General features: G+C 68.3%; 19 protein-coding genes. 6 read left to right on the plus strand and 13 right to left on the minus strand.

Annotated features, from left to right (window positions below; translation table 11 throughout):
* Window positions 1–12: 12 nt before the first annotated feature.
* From AC07V5_RS01830 to AC07V5_RS01840, 3 genes are all read left to right on the plus strand, one after another.
* The gene (locus tag AC07V5_RS01830) at window positions 13–921 is read left to right on the plus strand and encodes a hypothetical protein (protein ID WP_495113766.1); all 909 of its coding nucleotides are present in this window, start codon (window positions 13–15) and stop codon (window positions 919–921) included.
* A 163-nt stretch (window positions 922–1,084) separates the two neighbouring features.
* Window positions 1,085–1,366 carry a BTH_I0359 family protein gene (locus AC07V5_RS01835; protein ID WP_495113767.1) on the plus strand — a complete coding sequence of 94 codons (282 nt, stop codon included), beginning with the start codon at window positions 1,085–1,087 and terminating at the stop codon, window positions 1,364–1,366.
* A gap of 95 nt (window positions 1,367–1,461) precedes the next feature.
* A complete protein-coding gene (locus AC07V5_RS01840) occupies window positions 1,462–3,774 on the plus strand; it encodes an ATP-binding protein (RefSeq protein ID WP_495113768.1) in 2,313 nt (770 codons plus the stop codon).
* Here AC07V5_RS01840 and AC07V5_RS01845 read toward each other — a convergent pair.
* From AC07V5_RS01845 to AC07V5_RS01855, 3 genes are read right to left on the minus strand one after another with little or no spacing between them, the layout of a single operon-like run.
* Window positions 3,761–4,276, minus strand: coding sequence for a GNAT family N-acetyltransferase (locus AC07V5_RS01845; protein ID WP_495113769.1), 516 nt, complete (start codon window positions 4,274–4,276; stop codon window positions 3,761–3,763). The genes AC07V5_RS01840 and AC07V5_RS01845 overlap by 14 nt on opposite strands.
* Window positions 4,273–4,839 (minus strand): helix-turn-helix domain-containing protein, encoded by a 567-nt coding sequence (locus AC07V5_RS01850; RefSeq protein ID WP_495113770.1) that lies wholly within the window; start codon window positions 4,837–4,839, stop codon window positions 4,273–4,275. The genes AC07V5_RS01845 and AC07V5_RS01850 overlap by 4 nt, the downstream gene beginning before the upstream one ends.
* 29 nt (window positions 4,840–4,868) lie before the next feature.
* Window positions 4,869–5,867, minus strand: a complete 999-nt coding sequence (locus AC07V5_RS01855; RefSeq protein WP_495113771.1) for a questin oxidase family protein — start codon at window positions 5,865–5,867, stop codon at window positions 4,869–4,871.
* 30 nt (window positions 5,868–5,897) lie between these two features.
* Between AC07V5_RS01855 and soxR the strand changes: the two genes are divergently transcribed.
* The 3 genes from soxR (at window position 5,898) to AC07V5_RS01870 (ending at window position 8,177) form a co-directional block, all read left to right on the plus strand.
* Complete coding sequence (gene soxR / locus AC07V5_RS01860; RefSeq protein ID WP_495113772.1) at window positions 5,898–6,389, plus strand: redox-sensitive transcriptional activator SoxR; 492 nt, start codon at window positions 5,898–5,900, stop codon at window positions 6,387–6,389.
* Between the two features lie 70 nt (window positions 6,390–6,459).
* The gene (locus AC07V5_RS01865) at window positions 6,460–7,236 is read left to right on the plus strand and encodes a ferredoxin--NADP reductase (RefSeq protein WP_495113773.1); all 777 of its coding nucleotides are present in this window, start codon (window positions 6,460–6,462) and stop codon (window positions 7,234–7,236) included.
* 35 nt (window positions 7,237–7,271) lie between these two features.
* Window positions 7,272–8,177, plus strand: a complete 906-nt coding sequence (locus AC07V5_RS01870) for an SDR family oxidoreductase (protein ID WP_495113774.1) — start codon at window positions 7,272–7,274, stop codon at window positions 8,175–8,177.
* Between the two features lie 9 nt (window positions 8,178–8,186).
* Here the strand turns inward: AC07V5_RS01870 and AC07V5_RS01875 are convergent, their stop codons facing one another.
* The 10 genes from AC07V5_RS01875 to AC07V5_RS01920 all read right to left on the minus strand — a co-directional run bounded on the left by AC07V5_RS01875 (window position 8,187) and on the right by AC07V5_RS01920 (window position 16,697).
* A complete protein-coding gene (locus AC07V5_RS01875) occupies window positions 8,187–8,996 on the minus strand; it encodes a DUF5694 domain-containing protein (RefSeq protein WP_495113775.1) in 810 nt (269 codons plus the stop codon).
* Window positions 8,997–9,140: 144 nt separating this feature from the next.
* On the minus strand, window positions 9,141–9,962 hold the full coding sequence (locus AC07V5_RS01880) for a LytR/AlgR family response regulator transcription factor (RefSeq protein ID WP_495113776.1): 822 nt from the start codon (window positions 9,960–9,962) through the stop codon (window positions 9,141–9,143).
* Window positions 9,963–10,245: 283 nt separating this feature from the next.
* On the minus strand, window positions 10,246–10,650 hold the full coding sequence (locus AC07V5_RS01885; protein WP_495113777.1) for a hypothetical protein: 405 nt from the start codon (window positions 10,648–10,650) through the stop codon (window positions 10,246–10,248).
* Window positions 10,647–12,092 carry a sensor histidine kinase gene (locus AC07V5_RS01890; protein ID WP_495113778.1) on the minus strand — a complete coding sequence of 482 codons (1,446 nt, stop codon included), beginning with the start codon at window positions 12,090–12,092 and terminating at the stop codon, window positions 10,647–10,649. The genes AC07V5_RS01885 and AC07V5_RS01890 overlap by 4 nt, the downstream gene beginning before the upstream one ends.
* A 238-nt stretch (window positions 12,093–12,330) precedes the next feature.
* Window positions 12,331–12,897, minus strand: coding sequence for a YceI family protein (locus AC07V5_RS01895; RefSeq protein WP_495113779.1), 567 nt, complete (start codon window positions 12,895–12,897; stop codon window positions 12,331–12,333).
* A 38-nt stretch (window positions 12,898–12,935) separates the two neighbouring features.
* A complete protein-coding gene (locus tag AC07V5_RS01900; protein ID WP_495113780.1) occupies window positions 12,936–13,469 on the minus strand; it encodes a YceI family protein in 534 nt (177 codons plus the stop codon).
* Window positions 13,470–13,485: 16 nt separating this feature from the next.
* Window positions 13,486–14,022: a cytochrome b gene (locus tag AC07V5_RS01905; protein ID WP_495115649.1), complete on the minus strand. Its 537-nt coding sequence runs from the start codon at window positions 14,020–14,022 to the stop codon at window positions 13,486–13,488.
* 102 nt (window positions 14,023–14,124) lie between these two features.
* Window positions 14,125–15,018: a DMT family transporter gene (locus AC07V5_RS01910; protein WP_495113781.1), complete on the minus strand. Its 894-nt coding sequence runs from the start codon at window positions 15,016–15,018 to the stop codon at window positions 14,125–14,127.
* 63 nt (window positions 15,019–15,081) lie between these two features.
* Window positions 15,082–15,801 (minus strand): site-2 protease family protein, encoded by a 720-nt coding sequence (locus tag AC07V5_RS01915; protein ID WP_495113782.1) that lies wholly within the window; start codon window positions 15,799–15,801, stop codon window positions 15,082–15,084.
* Complete coding sequence (locus AC07V5_RS01920) at window positions 15,801–16,697, minus strand: DUF2167 domain-containing protein (RefSeq protein WP_495113783.1); 897 nt, start codon at window positions 16,695–16,697, stop codon at window positions 15,801–15,803. The genes AC07V5_RS01915 and AC07V5_RS01920 overlap by 1 nt, the downstream gene beginning before the upstream one ends.
* Between the last annotated feature and the right edge of the window lie 22 nt (window positions 16,698–16,719).

Raw genomic sequence — 16,719 nt, forward strand, 5'->3', positions numbered from 1 at the left:
CAGCATTGTGCGATGCGCGCCCGCCTGACCCCGCCCCGCGCCGCCCTGCTCGCGCTGGCGGCCAGCCTGCTCGCCCATGCGGCGCTGCTGGGCGGCGAGCGGGTGCGCGAGGACGCGGCCCGGCCCGCGCGGGCCGTCAGCGTCGCGCTGCTGCAGCCGCCCAACCTGCCGATGGCTTTGCCCGAGCCAGCGCCACCGGTGCTGCCGACACCCCAGGCCCGCTCGCCGCGGCCCAGCGCCAGACCGCCCTTGCCGGCGGTAGACGCCCCCGCCATGGCGCCAGAGGCGCCGCTGCTGCGCCTGACCGGCCCGGCGGCCTGGCAATACCGGCTGCGCCAGGGCGGCCAGGACGGCGAGGCCCTGCTGGACTGGCGCCCCGAAGCCGACGGCCGCTACAGCCTGCGCCTGACGCGGCGCATCGGCGAACGCGCCCTGCCCGCCTGGGAGAGCCTGGGCCACACGGGCAGCGCGGGCCTCGCACCCGAACGCTTCGCGTTGCAGCGCGGCGGCCAGGACCGGCAGGCTGTCAATTTCGACACGGAAGAGAGGCGCGTCAGCTTTTCGGCCAGCCCGGCCCGGCTGGATCTGCCGGAGGGCACGCAGGACCGCCTGTCCTGGTGGCTGCAGCTCGCTGCCCTGGTGCAGGCCGCAAATCCTCAAAGTGCGGCACCCGGCGGGCGCTGGCGGGTCTGGGTGGCGGGGTTGCGCGGTGAGCTGCGGGAATGGGTTTTCGAAGTCGTGGACGCCGAGCCCGCGGACGGCGGCACTCTGCATCTGCGCCGCCAGCCGCTGGGTGACCGCGACCCCGGCGTCGAGCTGTGGCTGGACCCCGCGCGCGGCTACTGGCCGGTGCGCCTGCGCCAGGGCGACCCTGAAACACGCGGTTTCGAGATCCGGCTGCCAGAGGCCGCCGCTCGGTAGCGTCGCGCCAGGGGGATCAGCCTCCTACGTGAACTCCTGACGCTTCCTACACGTTGCCGGCGCGGGGGATGACCCGAACTGCGGGGCGTTCTGCCAGTATCTGAACCAACCGAGGCTTGAAACCCCGGTTGCCACCCGCAGTTGAAGCCTAGAGGAGAACTCCATGCACATGCTCTACAACTCCGACAGCTTCATCGTCGTCCAGTTCGATGTTCCGACCGCGGAACTGCAAGCCGTCGAAGAGGGCCCGCAGATCAACCGCGGTGGCTTCGAGATCGTCGACAAGTTCGCCCGCAAGGAAATCTTCATCGAGGGCGCGCTGGCGGAATCCTTCCAGCAAGGCGTGCAGGCCCTCATCAACGAAGGCGAGCCGTCGGAAGACGAACTCGACGCCTTCATCGAGCGCTACGCGGTGATGGGGCAGCAGCCCGTCGTGATGCACTGAACGATTTATGGGGTTGCGGACGCATTGATTCGCCGCCAACCCTGATACAAGATGGGTTCGCGCTGGCTGCCGAAAGCCGCGCAAGGAGTCCATCGATGGTGAAGCGAGCCGCCGCAGAGACAGCCTCCCGGGCATCGACCCGGGTGCTGCCCTCGCCCGGCCTGGACAGCGCCCCGGTGCTGGACCGCATGTGCTCGCAGTTCGTGCTGACGCTGACCGTCAGGCACGCCGGCCGCTTCAACCTGCGGCGCGATTTCAACGGCCTGCTGTCCTTCACGGGCCGCCACCTCGTCTGGCCCACTCGGGTGCTGCAGAGGCTGCGCGGCTATCTGGGGCAGCGCTGCGCCGGCAACGAGCTGTGGCGCGGCCACGAGGGCTTGGGCGACGAGGCCTTCCTCGACCGCTTCGGCCAATGGAGCGGCCCCTTCTCCGAAGGCACGCTGTTCTTCTACCTCGACGAATACGTCAAGGACGCGCCCAAGGACATGATGGCTTTGCTCGCCACCACCTGCGAGCACCTGGACCGCCAGCTCAAGCGCGAGTCGACGCTGGTCGAGAAGAACATCGCCGCTTTGGGCACGCTGCTGCAGCTAAACCCCGCCGAGCGCGCCATCCTGCTCTACGGCACGCTGGCCCGCTACCAGCGCGAGCTGCGCGGGGCACTGGTGGAGTTCAAGGTCAACACGGCCCAGGAGGCCTTTGCCGCCATCGCCGCGGTCGCGGGTGTCGACGAGCGCGAGGTGGCCGAGGCGCTGCGCGCGGGTTCGCGACTCGAGCGCATCGGCATGGTCGAGAACCTGATCTCCGAACACAACATCACCGACCTCGCCGACCTGATGAAGGTCAGCGACCAACTGCCCCCGGTGCTGATGCGCGAGTACCAGGGCCCGCACGACCTGATGGCCGTGTTCACACGGCCGGCCACGCTCAGCACGCTGGGCATGCAGGACTTCCATTTCGTGGCCGAGGACCTGGGCCTGCTGCAGGGCCTGCTGCGCCAGGCCGTCGCCACGCACACGGCCGGCGTCAACGTGCTGCTCTACGGCCCGCCGGGCACGGGCAAGACCGAGCTGGCCAAGGTGGCCGCCACGGCCGCGGGCCTGGACCTTTACGAGGTGGAGTACGCCGACCGCGACGGCAATTCGCTGTCCGGGCGCGACCGCTACCGCTCGCTGCAGATCAGCCAGGTCTTCCTGAAGGCCAGTGCCAACGTCGCCCTGCTGTTCGACGAGGTCGAGGACGTCTTCCCGCCGCTGTCCAGCGACACCGCCTCGCTGCTGAGCCGGCTGGACGCCAGCGTGGACGGCGGCGCGGGCAATTCGGTCAGCGGCAAGGCCTGGGTCAACCAGATCTTGGAGACCAACCCGGTGCCCGTCATCTGGGTGACCAACCGCATCGAGCAGATCGACCCCGCCTTTCGCCGCCGCTTCCAGTACCACCTGGAGCTGAAGTCGCCGCCGCCGGGCGCGCGCAAGGGCTTGGTGGCCAAGGCGCTGGGCGAAGTGGCCGTCAGCGAAGGCTTTGTCGCCAAGCTGGCCGAACGCCCCGGGCTGACACCGGCGCAGATCCGCACCGCAGTGCGCTTCGCCCAGCTGGCCGGTGCTGCCGACGACGCCGAGAAGCTCATCGAGCGCCAACTGCAGAACGCCGACAAGGCGCTGGGCCGCGACGATGGCAACAGCATCGCCCGCCCGTGCGTGACGAGCTATGCGCTGGACCTGCTGAACTGCGAAAGCCGCTTCGAGATCCCGCGCATCGTCGAGGCGCTGCGCCGCAAGGGCGCGGGCCAGCTGTGCTTCTACGGCCCGCCGGGCAGCGGCAAGACGGCCCTGGCCGAGCACATCGCCCAGGCGCTGGGCCGGCCGCTGATGGTGAAGCGCGCCAGCGACATCGCCAGCAAGTTCGTCGGCGAGACCGAGCAGAACATGGCGCGGATGTTTGAGATGGCGCAGACCGAAGGCGCCGTGCTGCTGCTGGACGAAGCCGACAGCTTCCTGCGCAGCCGCAAGCATGCGGAGCGCAACTATGAGGTGTCGGAGGTCAACGAGATGCTGGCCGGCATGGAACGCTTCAGCGGCCTCTTCATCTGCACGACCAATCTCTTCGACGACCTGGACGAGGCGGCGCTGCGGCGCTTCGCGTTCAAGATCCGCTTCAAGGCATTGAAGCCCGAGCAGCGCGTGGCGATGTTCGAGCGTGAAGCGGGCGCTGCGCCCACCGACGAGCAGCGCTCACGGCTGGTGGCCATGGACTGCCTGACGCATGGCGACTTCGCGGCGGTGAGGAACCAGGTCGAGATCCTCGGCGAAGCCTTCACGCCAGATGAGTTCCTGGCTCAGCTGGAGGCGGAGCATCGGGCGAAGCCGGAGGTGAGGGAGCGGCGGGGGATTGGCTTCAGAGCGTCCTGAAGTAGTAAGTCGTTGAACAGAAAGGCCCGTCGGGCATCAACGCATAGTTCGGAATATCCCCGGCCTTCTGCCAGCCCGTCCTCTCATAGACCCGTGACGCATCGCTGCCCGTGACGGTGTCCAGCACCAGCGTCGTCTTGCCCAGCTCCCGCGCCCTCGCCTCCAGCGCCCGCAGCAGCCGCTCGGCCACGCCCTGGCGGCGCATGCGGCGGTGAACAAGCATCTTGCTGACGTCGGCGCGGTGGGGCTGGTTGTCCGGCATGTCGACGACGAGAGACAACGTGCCACAGATGCGGCCGGCCTCGTCCTCGGCGACGAAGAGATGCCGCTCGCCGACCGAGACGCCAGCAGCAACCTTGCGCCAAAAGACCTCAGGCCGGCCTTCGGCCAGCGGCAGCATGAAGCCCACCGACGCGCCGCCCTCGACGCAGTCGCGCAGCACCTCGGCCAGTTCGTCCACGCGCGCCAAGGCCTCGGCGCCGTCGAGCTCGCGGATGTTCATGGCCGTGCTCCCGTGAGCGCGACGAGGTAGCGGGCCGGCTTGGCGCCGGGGTTGTGGAACCGGATGGGCGCATCCAGCCGCATCGCCAGGCAGTCGCCGGGGCTCAGCTGCCACTGGTCGGCACCGTGGCCGATCTCCATGACGCCGTCGATCATCCAGACGAGCTGGTGGATGTCGGCGTCGCGCTCCGAGGTCTCGAAGGACACGCGCTGGCCGGCGGGGAAGACGACGTCCACGAGTTGCAGCGGCGACACGCCAGCGGGCGACACGTTGCGGCGGCGGTAGCCGGAGGCCGGGTCGTCCCAGACGGGCTGGTCGGCCACGCGGGCCAGCGGCGAGGGTGCTGCTGGCGCCGGGCCGGCCTCGAACATCGACGCGACGCTGACACCCAGTGCCGAGGAGAGCTTGTCCAGCACCACGGCCGTCGGGCTGCTCTGGCCGCGCTCGATCAGCGAGATGTTGGAACGGCTGACGCCGCTCTTCTGCGCCAGCGCGTCCAGCGACAGGCCGGCGGCCGAACGCAGTTCATGCAGGCGGCGGCCGATGCGTTGTGTGATGTCCATTCATCCAGTTTAATGGAATTTGTTTTCCATCAAAATGGAATTGCACGCTCGACGGCCCGACGCCATGCCGGGTCGGGCCAGCGCCGGCCGAGGCGCCAGGCCGCGTGGGTGAGCTTGATGACGTGGGCGTCGTCCTGCTCGCAGGCGGCAGAGATCAGCGCGGGCCAGGGCCGGCTGGGCAGGCGGTCCAGCATCAGCGCGGGTTCGGCGCCGCTGGCGAGCAGGCCGGCCGCGGCGGCGACGCTGAAGCCGCGGGCCAATTCCTGCGCAGGCCACCAGGGCTCCAGCAGGGCGACAGCGTGGCTGGCCGTCAGCAGGTGCAGCACGGTGAAGTTGCCAGTGGCGGCGTAGGTGCGGGCGGCGAACAGGGCCAGGTCGCGCAGCGTGTCCGGCCCGTGGCGCAGGCGCCCGGCGACGGCGGCGAAGCCCGGGGAATCTCCCCAGGCCTGCATGCGGCCGGCGATGAAGCTGCCGGCCGGGTAGGCCGGGCGCGGCAGCGCCGTCAGCGCGCGCAGCCAGCCGGCCAGCTCCAGCGGCGGGCCGTCGTCCGCCGTCGGCAGCGGCATGAAGTGGGACGCCCAATGCGCCAGGCCCGCCGCCAATTCGCCGTCGTGGCCGGCCAGCACGGCATGGCCCGTGCGGATCACGCCGTGGAACGCGATGGCGCCGGCACCGGGTAGCAGCAGCGCCAGGGCCTCCCGCACGGCACCGGCAGAGCCGAGCTCGGCGATGCGGGCTGCGAAATGCGCGCGCCAGGCGGCGTCGCTGTCGGGCCTGCCCAGGTCGCGCTCGATGACGATGCGCCCCGGCCGGGCGGCGCTGCGCGGCTCCAGCAGGGCCTCGTGCGCCTCGGTCCAGGCCTGCAGCCGCGCGGCCGACGCCCCCAGCTCCAGCAGCGCCTGCTGCGCCATGGGCAGGTGGTTGCTCAGCTGGCCGCGGTAGGTGGCGGACAGCGCCTGGCCGGCGTCGAGCAGGTGGTGGAGCTGTGCAATCGTCGCCGGCGCCGGGGTGGCGGTTTTCATCAGCATGGAAGGCCTCGTCTGTGGGAATATGGCGCCATGCTCGAAGTTGAAGCTAACTTGAAGTCAAGCACTGAATCGAAGCCGACGGCACCGCTGACGATCGGCCAGCTGGCCCAGCGGGCCGGCATCGCGACGAGTGCCTTGCGGTTTTACGAAGCCGAGGGGCTGCTCGCCGGCAGCCGCAGCGCCGGCGGCCATCGGCAGTACCCACGCCACGTGCTGCGCCGCGTCGCCTTCATCCGCGCAGCGCAGACGGTGGGGCTGACGCTGCCGCAGATCAAGGCCGCGCTGGCCACGCTGCCCGATGGCCGAACGCCCACCAAGGCCGACTGGACGCGGCTTTCCGCCAGCTGGGCGCCGCTGCTGGATGCGCGTATCGCGGCCCTGCAGCAGCTGCGCGAGCGGCTGACGGGCTGCATCGGCTGCGGCTGCCTGTCGCTGAAGGCCTGTGCGCTCTACAACCCCGGGGACAAGGTGTGCAGCGAGGGCGCCGGGGCCAGGCTTCTGCGCATCGAAACGACGCGTTGACCCTTATGCGACGCACGCATATCACTTCCCGGTGAAAATCCAGGGGTTAACCCCGTCCAGATCAACGCCCATGAGTGCCTTCCACGAAGAGACCGTCCTCACCGTCCATCACTGGACCGACCGCCTGTTCAGCTTCACGACGACGCGTGACCAGGCCCTGCGTTTTTCCAATGGCCATTTCACGATGATCGGCCTGAAGGGCGAGAACGGGAAACCGCTGCTGCGCGCCTACAGCATCGTCAGCGCCAACTACGAAGAGAACCTGGAGTTCCTCAGCATCAAGGTGCCGGACGGCCCGCTCACCTCGAAGCTGCAGCACATCAAGCCGGGCGACAAGATCGTCGTCGGCCGCAAGCCCACGGGCACGCTGCTGATCGACTACCTGCTGCCGGGCAAGAACCTCTACCTGCTGGGCAGCGGCACGGGCCTGGCGCCCTTCATCAGCGTCGTGCGTGACCCAGAGACCTATGAGCGCTTCGAGAAGGTCATCATCGTGCACGGCGTGCGCCATGTGAACGAGCTGGCCTATCACGACCACCTGGCCCACGACCTGCACGTGCACGAGTTCCTGGGTGAGCTGGCCAGCGAGCAGTTGCTGTACTACCCGACGGTCACGCGCGAGCCCTACAAGAACACGGGCCGCATCACCGACCTGATCCAGACCGGCAAGCTGCAGGCCGACCTGGGCCTGCCGCCGCTGGACCCCGAGACCGACCGCATCATGCTGTGCGGCAGCCCGGCGCTGCTGAAGGACATGCAGGAGATGCTGGAGATCCGCAAGTTCAAGGAAGGCAGCACGACGACACCGGGCGACTACGTCATCGAGCGGGCTTTCGTCGAGAAGTAAAGCCGGCCAGAATCGCCCTCGCAGGAGGGCGGCCGATGAAGCGGATCCTTGTCGTGGGTGCCACCGGCGCCCTGGGTCGCCCGGTGGTCAGGCTGCTGCGCGAGCGCGGCGTGGATGTGCGGGCGGCCTGCCGCCACCCCGCTGAAGCCGCAGACCTGCAAGCGCTGGGCGCCAGCGTCGTGGCGGCGGACCTGACCGATGAGGCCTCGCTGGCACGAGCCTGCGAGGGCATGCAATGCGTGCTGGCCTGCGCGCACGGGCTGCTGGGGCGCGGCCGCTGGCGCTCAGAGCAGGTCGATGACCTCGGCCACCGGGCCCTGATCCGGGCGGCGCAGTCCGCCGGCGTCCAGCGCTTCGTCTACACCTCCGCAGCCGGCGCCGGCCCACAGCATCCGGTCGACTTCTTCCGCACCAAGCACGCCATCGAACAGGCGCTGGCCGCCAGCGGCATGGAGCATGCCGTGCTGCGCCCCACGGCCTTCATGGAACATCACGCGCACAACTTCAACGGCCGTGGCCTGCTCGACAAGGGCAAGGCGCAGCTCATCGGCACTGGCACCAAGCCGCGCAACTTCGTCTGCGCCGAGGATGTGGCGGTGTTCGCCGTGCGCGCGCTGATGGAGGACCCACTGCCCTTCCGGCAACTGGAAATCGGTGGGCCGGGCCACTACAGCAACCGCCAGGTCACAGCCTTGTATGCGCGGCTGGCGGGCGTTCCCGAACGCGTGTCCAGCATCCCGGCCGGCGCAGCGCGCGTGCTGTCGGTGCTGATGCGGCCACTGCACCCTGGCATGGCGCGCGTGATGCACCTGATGAGCCTGCCTGACACGGCCTTCAGCGAACGCTTCGACGGCGCCGCGGCGCTGGAGCGAGACCACGGCGTGCGCCTGACGACGCTGGAGTCCTTCGTGGAGAAGCAGGTCCAGGCCCGCCAGGCCTGATTCAGGCGCTCAGAACAAGGGCACCACGTCCTCGGCCACGCGGGCGGCATCGGCCCGCAGCAGGTCACGCAGGATGGCCGTGTGCCCGGAGCCGGCGATCACCAGCACGCGCTCACCCGGCTGGGCCTGCGTCTGCACCAGGGCGTACATGCGCATGTTGCGGTGCCACCAGTCCGCCGACGCATCGGCGCCGTGGAAGAGGCCTTCCTCGGCGGCAACGTCGTTGAGCAGCATGTAGAAGCCCTTGTTGCGCAGGTCCTCAGGCGTCGAATTGCTCTGCCTGAGGATGTCCTTCAGGCTCAGCGTGCGGTGCATCTCGTTCAGCCGCTGGGACTCGGTGGCGATCAGCGCCATCATCTTGCGCTCGGCCTCCGGTGCCTTGGACAGATAGCCCCAAAGCGCAACCTCGCCAGGCACGTGCACGTCGAAGCCATGAACGCGCGTGTGGCCCGTGAGCTTGGCGACGCGGAAGCCGATCTGGTAGATCTCGTTCTTGCGCAGCTCGAACTTGCCGGCCAGGTAGTCGGCGTAGCGCTGGTTGATGACCGCGTCGTTCTTGGCGGGGTACTCCAGCAGGATCTTGGTGGGCGCAAAGCGGGCCAGGCGCTCCGACAAACCCACCAGATAGGCCTGCTCCGCCGGCTGCATCACGTCGCGCGGCGTGTACTTGACGGCGTCCAGGCCCGGGTTGTCGAAGTGGAACAAGCCCAGCAGCATGACCTTGGCCGGCGGCTTGTCGGTGGCTTGCGCCTGCACCGCCGCCGATGCCGCAAGCATCAGGCTGCAGATGAACAGGCCCAGGGTTCGAGTGACTTTCATCGCGGGCTCTCCTCAGTGGGTGTTGATGGTGAGCCCCATGCTAGGAAGCCCGGAGCCCGCGCGTTGCCGCGGGCCGACGAGCTACGGGTTCTGATCAACACCACGCATCTGGGCGCGATGAGCTGCGGCCAGCGGCCGCTGCGCTCACATGCCCTTGAACAGGTGCGTGTAGCTGCGGCTGACTTCCAGCTTCTCGGTCAGGCCCTTCACGCCCACCAGCTGGCGGCCACGGAAGTCGCGCGTGATGCCGTCGATGGCGCGGGCGTTGACGAGCGTCGAGCGATGCACCTGCCAGAACACCTGCGGGTCCAGCTCGTCCACCAGCTCCTTGATGGGCTTGCGGATCAGCGCCTCGACCTTGGCCGTCTGCACGCGGGTGTACTTCTCGTCGCTGATGAAGAACAGCACGTCGTCGACCGGGATCATCTGGATGGCCTGGCCAACCGTCGCCTGAATCCACTGCAGATAACTGGGCTTGGTGCCGCCGCCGCTGACCTGGGAGGACAGCTTGTGCAGCAGCTGCTGCAGCGGCGCGGAGGAGGTCTCGACCGTCTCGCTGCCTTCGCGCTGGGCCAGGCGCTTCTTGATGCGCGCCACGGTGAGCTGCAGGCGCTCGCGCTCGGCCGGCTTCAGCACATAGTCGGCCACGCCCTGCTCGAAGGCCTCGACGGCGTACTGGTCGTAGGCGGTGATGAAGACGATCTCGGGCACCAGCCAGTCGTCGTCCTCGGGCAGCTGGGCGATCTGGCGGGCGGCGTCGACGCCCGTCAGGCCCGGCATGCGGATGTCGAGGAAGACCAGGTCGGGCTTGTGCTCCCGGGTCAGCTCGACAGCTTCGAGGCCGTTCTTGGCCTCGGCCACGATCTCCAGCTCGGGCCAGACCTCGGTGAGGCGGCTGCGCAGCTGTTCGCGCATCAGTCGTTCGTCGTCGGCCAGAACGGCGCGGATGGGTGCTGCTGTGTTCATGCCGACGATGCTACAGGGCCTGCCAACACGGCGGCAACGGGTCGCGTTGTAGCCAAAAGGTCCGCGAGCAAGGCGCAAACCGCAGCCGGGTTGTACACCCGGCGAGGATTTGCAACGCCGCGCGCGGCCCTTTTGGCTACAACCCTTCGGGAAGGCCCGTCACACCGGGCCACTCCGCGTTGCAGCGCTTGCCCGCACATGAGTGCGGGCAAGCGCTGCGCCTTGATTGGCCCGGTGTGACGAGCCTTCGCGACCCATTGCCGCCATGCTGACAGGCCCTGGCTCAGACCGGGGTCGAGCGGGCGGCGTTGGCGCGGCGGCGGTTGCGAAGCACGACGAAGAGCAGCAGGCCGAGCAGGATCAGCGGCGAGCCGACGACCGCACCGACACCCAGCATCGCGACGAGGCCAACGCCCAGGACGGCGGCGACGATGAAGAGCGGCAGGGCCACGCCCAGCAGCAGCACCAGCGGGATGACGAGGCACAGCACCGCCCCCGCGACGAACAGGCCAATGGTGGCGCCGAGCCAGTCACCGACGTCGCTGCCGCCGAGGAAGAACTCGCCGTCGTCCAGCACGATGTGCATGTCGGGGCCGCCATGGTGGTGCAGCAGCGCGAAGCCACCGAACATCGCCATCAGGACCATCAGCGCAGTGCCGATGAACAGGATCTTGAACAAGGTCTTCATGCTGCGACTCCTTCGTCGTTGCGGCTGCGATAAGGCACGGTGATCGTGACGATCGTGCCACTGGGTTGGTTCTCGGTGACGGTGACGCTGGCCTTGCTGCCATGCAGCAGTTGCAGGCGCTCGCGGATGTTGGCCAGGCCCACGCCGGTGCCGGAGGTGGCGGCCCGGCCGAAGCCCAGGCCGGTGTCGGCCACCGTGACGGCCAGCTTGCCGTGCACGATCTCGGCCTTGACGGTCAGGCTGCCGCCTTCGGCCTTGGGCTCCAGGCCGTGCTTGATGGCGTTCTCGACCAGGCCCTGGATCATCATGGGCGGGAATTCGGCGGACAGCAGGCCCTCGGGCACGGCGATCTCGGTCTGCAGGCGCTCTTCCATGCGCACCTTCAGGATCTCGAGGTAGGGCCGGATGACGGCCAGCTCGCGGCCCAGGTCGCGCACGGCGCCGCTGGCATTGGCCTCGCGCATGGTGGGCATGGAGGCCCGCAGCAGCGCGATGAGGTTCTTCTGCATCTGGCTGGCACGCGGCGGGTCGGTCTCGATCAGGTGGTCGATGGACGCCAGCGTGTTGAACAGGAAGTGCGGCTCGACCTGGGCCTGCATGGCGGCCATGCGGGCCTCGATGACCTGGCGCTTCAGCGCCTCGCTCTCGGCGTTCTCGGCCGCCTGGGCGGCCTTGACCTCGGCCTGGATGCGGCCCTTGTACATGGCCTTGATGACGGCCGAGGCCAGGATCCACAGGATGGCCAGGTCGACCAGGGAGTCGCCGGCATGCACGATGGTGACGCGCTTGCGGCTCTGGGCGTTGGTGGCTTCCTCGGCCGCTTCCTGCGCCGCCTGCTGGGCCACCGTGGCAGCCTCCTGGGCCTGCTTGACCTCTTCGGCCTCCTGCTTGAGCTGGCTGAGCTGCTCCTTGGCCTGCTCGATGGCGGCGCGGATGTCCTCGGGCTTGGCGCTCTTGGGGAAATCGATGGCGATGGCGGGCGCGTCGTCGGCCTTGGGCTCGCCGTCCTCGCCATCGGTGCCGCTGGCGGCCGATGCCGCCGAGCGCACCGGCTGGATGCGCACGCCGCGGTCGTCGATCTTGACCTCGTAGCGGACGCCCTTGCCAGCGTCCTGCTTGCCAGACTTTGCGGCCTTGTCGGCCACCCTGCGGGCCTGGTCAGCGGCCTTCTTGGCCTCGGCTTCCAGCTTGGCCTGGCGGCGCACGGCGCCGTGGTCATGGTCCTCGATCTGCTCGCTGATGCGCCAGGTGAAGGGGGGCAGGTTCTTCAGCACATTGACGCCGATCAGCAGCGCCAGCGCCAGCAGCACGAAGCGCTTCCAGCTGATGCCTACCAGCCAGCCGGCGTAGATGTGGAAGTAGCGCACCACCGTGGTGGCAAAGCGCTGCCAGCGCTCGATCCAGAGCTTTTGCTGGGGGCTGGGAGTGAAGGAGGTGCTCATGGCCGGTTTGTCGTCGTTGGAGCCACTGTAAGCAGGCGGTCCGGGCGCCGTGGGGCGGAAGCGACACGCCGGCCGGCCCGGGGGACGAACTGCAGGAGCGCGCGACAGTCCGCGCGGCCTGGGATGACACCTGTGTGAAAGGCCTGGCAATAGTTCACGGATCGCAGCCTGGGCGCTGTTCATCCGCCCAGTAAAAAGCCCGCCAATGGCGGGCTTCGAAGGGGTCTTGGCAGGCTGCTTACTGCTTGATGGCTTCGACCTGGATCAGCAGGCGCACGGCATCCGGGCTGACCGGCGCGCCGTAGGTGATGCCGAACTGGCTGCGCGGGATGGTGGCCTCGAAGTCACCGCCGCACACCTCGCGCTTGAGCATCGGGTTCTCGTAGCAGTTGAAGCCGGTGGCCGTCAGCGTGACCGGGTTGGTCTTGCCGCGCAGCGTCAGCTCGCCGGAGACGCTGGTGACCTTGTCGCCGTTGAAGGTGAACTTGTCGCCGACGAACTTGGCCGTCGGGAACTCGTCGGCGGCGAAGAAGTCCTTGCTCTTCAGGTGGCCGTCGAACTGGGGCGAGCCGGTGGAGATGGAGGCCATGTCGAGGGTGAACTCAACCTTGCCGGTCTTGGCGGCCTTGTCCAGCGTGACGGTGCCTTCCTTCTTGTCCCAGCGGCCGCGCAGCGTGCTGGTGCCGAAGTGCTTGGCCTCGAAGATGACCGCGGTGTGGTTCTTGTCGATGGCGTAGGTGGCGGGCTCAGCCTGGGCGGCGCCGATGGCGGCAAGCAGGGCGGTGATCAGCAGGGCTTTGTTCATCGGGAGGTGCTCCGGGGGGTGGGGGTGAAAAGTGCGGCTCAGAGGCCAGAGAAAGAGAGTTTGAACTTGATGATCACGTCGTTGGCAACGACCGATGTATCGGCCCATTCGCCGTCGCCGATCTTGAAATCGAGACGTTTGATGGCCACGCTGCCGCTGGCGATGCCGGAGGCCACGGTGATGGGCACGACGACGTCACGGCTGGCACCTTTGATGGTGAGCTTGCCGGCCACGTCGTATTTGGACGGCCCCGTCGGCTTCATGCCCGTGGATACAAACGTTGCCTTGCCGTTGCGCTTGGTGTCGAACCAGGGCGTGCCGGCCAGCTCATGGTCGAAGCTCGGGTCGCCCAACGACACGCTGCCCAGGTCCACCGTGAAGGCGATCTTGCCGGCCTCAGGCTTCTTGGCGTCGAAGTCCAGCTGCGCCTCGAACTTCTTGAACTTGCCGTCAACGGGCACGCCCATCTGCTTGAAGGTGAAGCTCAGGTCGCTTTTCTCGGGCTGCAGCGTGGCGGCCTGGGCCGGCAGCAGGGCCGCGGCGAGCAGCAGGGAAGCGAACAGTTTGGTCATGAAGGAATCCTCTCGTTCAGGGGCGGCGCAGTGACATGCGGGCCAGCAGGCCGTCGCGGTCGATGAATTGATGCTTGAGCGCGCCGGCCACGTGGGCCAGCACCAGCGCGGCCAGGCCGTAGGCGGCGAACTTGTGCAGCATCTTCAAGAGCTCGGCGAGCTCCTTGTCCTTGGACACGAAGTCGGGCAGCGGCAGCACGCCGAACCAGACGATGGGGAAGCCGGCCGCGGAGCTGTAGGCCCAGCCCAGCAGCGGTACGGCAAAGAAGGCGACGTAGAGCAGGCCGTGCGTGGCATGCGCCGCACGCGCCTGCCAGGCGGGCATCGGGAAGTCGGCCGGCGGGCGATGCGTCAGGCGCCACAGCAGGCGCAGGGCGGACAGCGTGAGGATCGTCACGCCGGCCCATTTGTGCCAGTTGTAGAGCTTGAGCCGCGTCGGCGAGAACGGCAGGTCGGCCATGTACAGGCCCACGCAGAAGGCGCCGACGATGGCCAACGCGAGCAGCCAGTGCAGCACGATGGCGATGGGGGTGTAGCGGGCGGTGCTCGTCATGGGCATGCAGTGTGTTCCTCGCTGGTGGGGGCTCGGTTCATCGAGCTTGTCGCCAATGTTCAGCGATTTTGAACACGACAGGCCTTGAGGGGTCAATCCTGTTCAGTGTGCGGCAGGTTTGCGGCCCACGAGGAAGACGCCGGCCAGCACCAGCACGGTCCCCAGCGCGATCCAGCCGTTCATCGGCTCGCCGAGGATGAAATAGCCCATCAGCAGCGTGCTCATGGGCCCGACCATGCCCACCTGCGACGACAGCGGTGCGCCGATGCGGGCGATGGCCAGCATGACCATCAGCACCGGCGCCACCGTGCAGGCCGTGGCGTTGAGCAGCGACAGCCACAGCACCGGCTCGGGCACCGCGATGGCCGACAGCGGCCTGAGCAGCAGGAACTGCGCGATGCACAGCGCGCAGGCCACGCTGCTGGCCAGGCCGGCCAGCCGCAACGCGCCCAGGCGCTGCACGACCTTGCCGCTCAGCGCCAGGTAGACGGCGTAGCTGATCGCACTGCCGAACACCAGCGCCGCGCCAAGGGCGGTGTTGCTGCCGTCGAAGCGCAGCTCGTGCGCGAACACCGCCACGACGCCGGCGTAGCTGATGGCCATCGCGATCACCTGGCGGGACTGCAGCCGGTGGTGGAAGAACACCACCGAGAGCAGCAGCAGCAGCGTCGGGTTGAGATACAGGATGAGCCGCTCCAGGCTCGCCGTGATGTAGGCCAGGCCGGCAAAGTCCAGGTAGCTGGCCAGGTAGTAGCCCGTGAAGCCCAGCACCGCGATGTCGCGCCAGTCCCGGCGCGTCAGTGCTGGCTTGCCACGGCCGGCCCACCAGGCCATGGCGAGGAAGAAAGGCAGGGCCAGCAGCATGCGCCACATCAGCAGCGTGACGGCGTCGACGCCGTGGCGGTAGGCCAGCTTGACGATGATGGCCTTGCCCGAGAAGCCGATGGCGCCCAGCACCGCAAGCAGCAGGCCGGGCCAGATTCGGCGCGGCGTCACCGCGCGACGGAAGGGGTAGGCATGAGCCAGTCTAGGCCGGCAACTCTGCGCGTGCCGCGAAGCTCAGGCGCGCGCTACGGCAAGCATCTCGTGCACGTCGTGGCACATGACGGCGAGGTAGGCAGCCAGCGCGAGATAGTAGGTGGCGTACTCCCATTTCACGGCCGCGGGCACGGCGTAGTAGGTCAGCGCCTCGGGGCTGTCGGCGCGGTGGCGCCAGGCCTTTATGAGCTGGGGCCAGGCCAGCACGGCCATCAGGATCAACATGGGACTGGGCCGCCAGAAGAACAAGGCGACGAGCAGCGGTGCGCCCAGCAGCCAGATGCGCGGCGACAGCACGGCGGTGATGCGGCCACCGTCGAAGGGTGAGATCGGGATCAGGTTGAACAGGTTCAGGAAGAAGCCGCTGTAGGCCACGGCCAGCAGCCAGTCGGCACCCCAGCTGCGCGCCATCAGATAGGTGACCGTGGCGCCGACCGTGCCGAGCAGCGGGCCCGCCAGGCCGACGAAGGCCTCGGTCTGCGCGTCATGCGGCATGTCCTTCAACTCGACCCAGGCGCCCACGAAGGGGATGAAGGTCGGCGCGCCGACATTGAGCCCCTTGTAGCGCGCCGCGATGAAGTGGCCCATCTCGTGCACGAAGAGCAGCACGATGAAGCCGGCTGCGTAGCGCCAGCCATAGATCCACGCGTAGACGACCAGCGAGACCAGCATGCTGCCGCCGGTAACGAACAGCTTGCCAAATTTGGCGCCCGTGAACAGCAGCGCAAGGAGCTTGAACATCAGGCGGTGGGGCCGTTGGGTTTGTCGCGCTTGAAGAACTTGGTGAACGCCGCGCCGACGCCGACGACGGCCAGCAGGATGATCTTGGCGAACTTGGCGATGAAGGCAAAAGCGACGGCCAGCAGGCCCAGCTTCTTGGCGCCCACGCCCACCACCAACGCTGCCAGGCCGTACTCCGCGACGTGGTCGGTGGCCGAGTTGAAGTCTTCGTAGCGCTTGCCCTTGTCGAACTCCAGCGCGCCCAGCAGCGCCTTGGCATCGGGCTTCTGCGCTGGCAGGTCCTTCAGGTCGGTGATGAAGTTCAGGCTCAGATAGCCCTCGCGGCCCAGCGCATAGGTGTTGTAGTTGACGCCCAGGTTGGCGTCGGCGGGCGCGCCCTTTTCCTTGGAGCTCATGGCCCAGACGAGGCGGTGCTGGGTCGCTTCATAGGCTGGCGGCTCGGCCCAGCCGGTGATCTCCAGCGGCGTAGCGCCCATCTTCTTGCGCTCTTCGTTGCTGGCCTCGGTGCCTTCCTTGTAGCTGGCCAGCAGCTCGTCGGCCTTCCATTCCTTGGCATCGCCGTCCTTCACATAGCCCGAAGGGATGTAGCGCAGCGTGGCGAACCACTCGCCCTCGCCCTTGGGGAAGACCAGCCCGGCCAGTTCGTTGTGCTCGCCCGGGTTGCCCATGGCGCGCAGCAGCTTGCCGGCCTGGGGCTGGGGGATGAAGACGCGGTCGGCCGGCAGGTGCAGCGTGGCCTGGCCGGCGATGGCGATGTCGGTCGGGCCGGTCTGGGCCGCGGCCTTGGCCTCGGTCCAGGCGGGGTTCTCGGGTGCGTCGGCGGCCTGGGTCGACAGGCTCAGGCTCAGGCACAGGCAGGTGGCAGCGGCGAGCAGGCCGCGCAGGATGTTGTTCATGGTCTCTCCCTTGAAAGGGCCG

The sequence above is a fragment of the Roseateles sp. GW821-FHT02E12 genome (assembly GCF_059421665.1).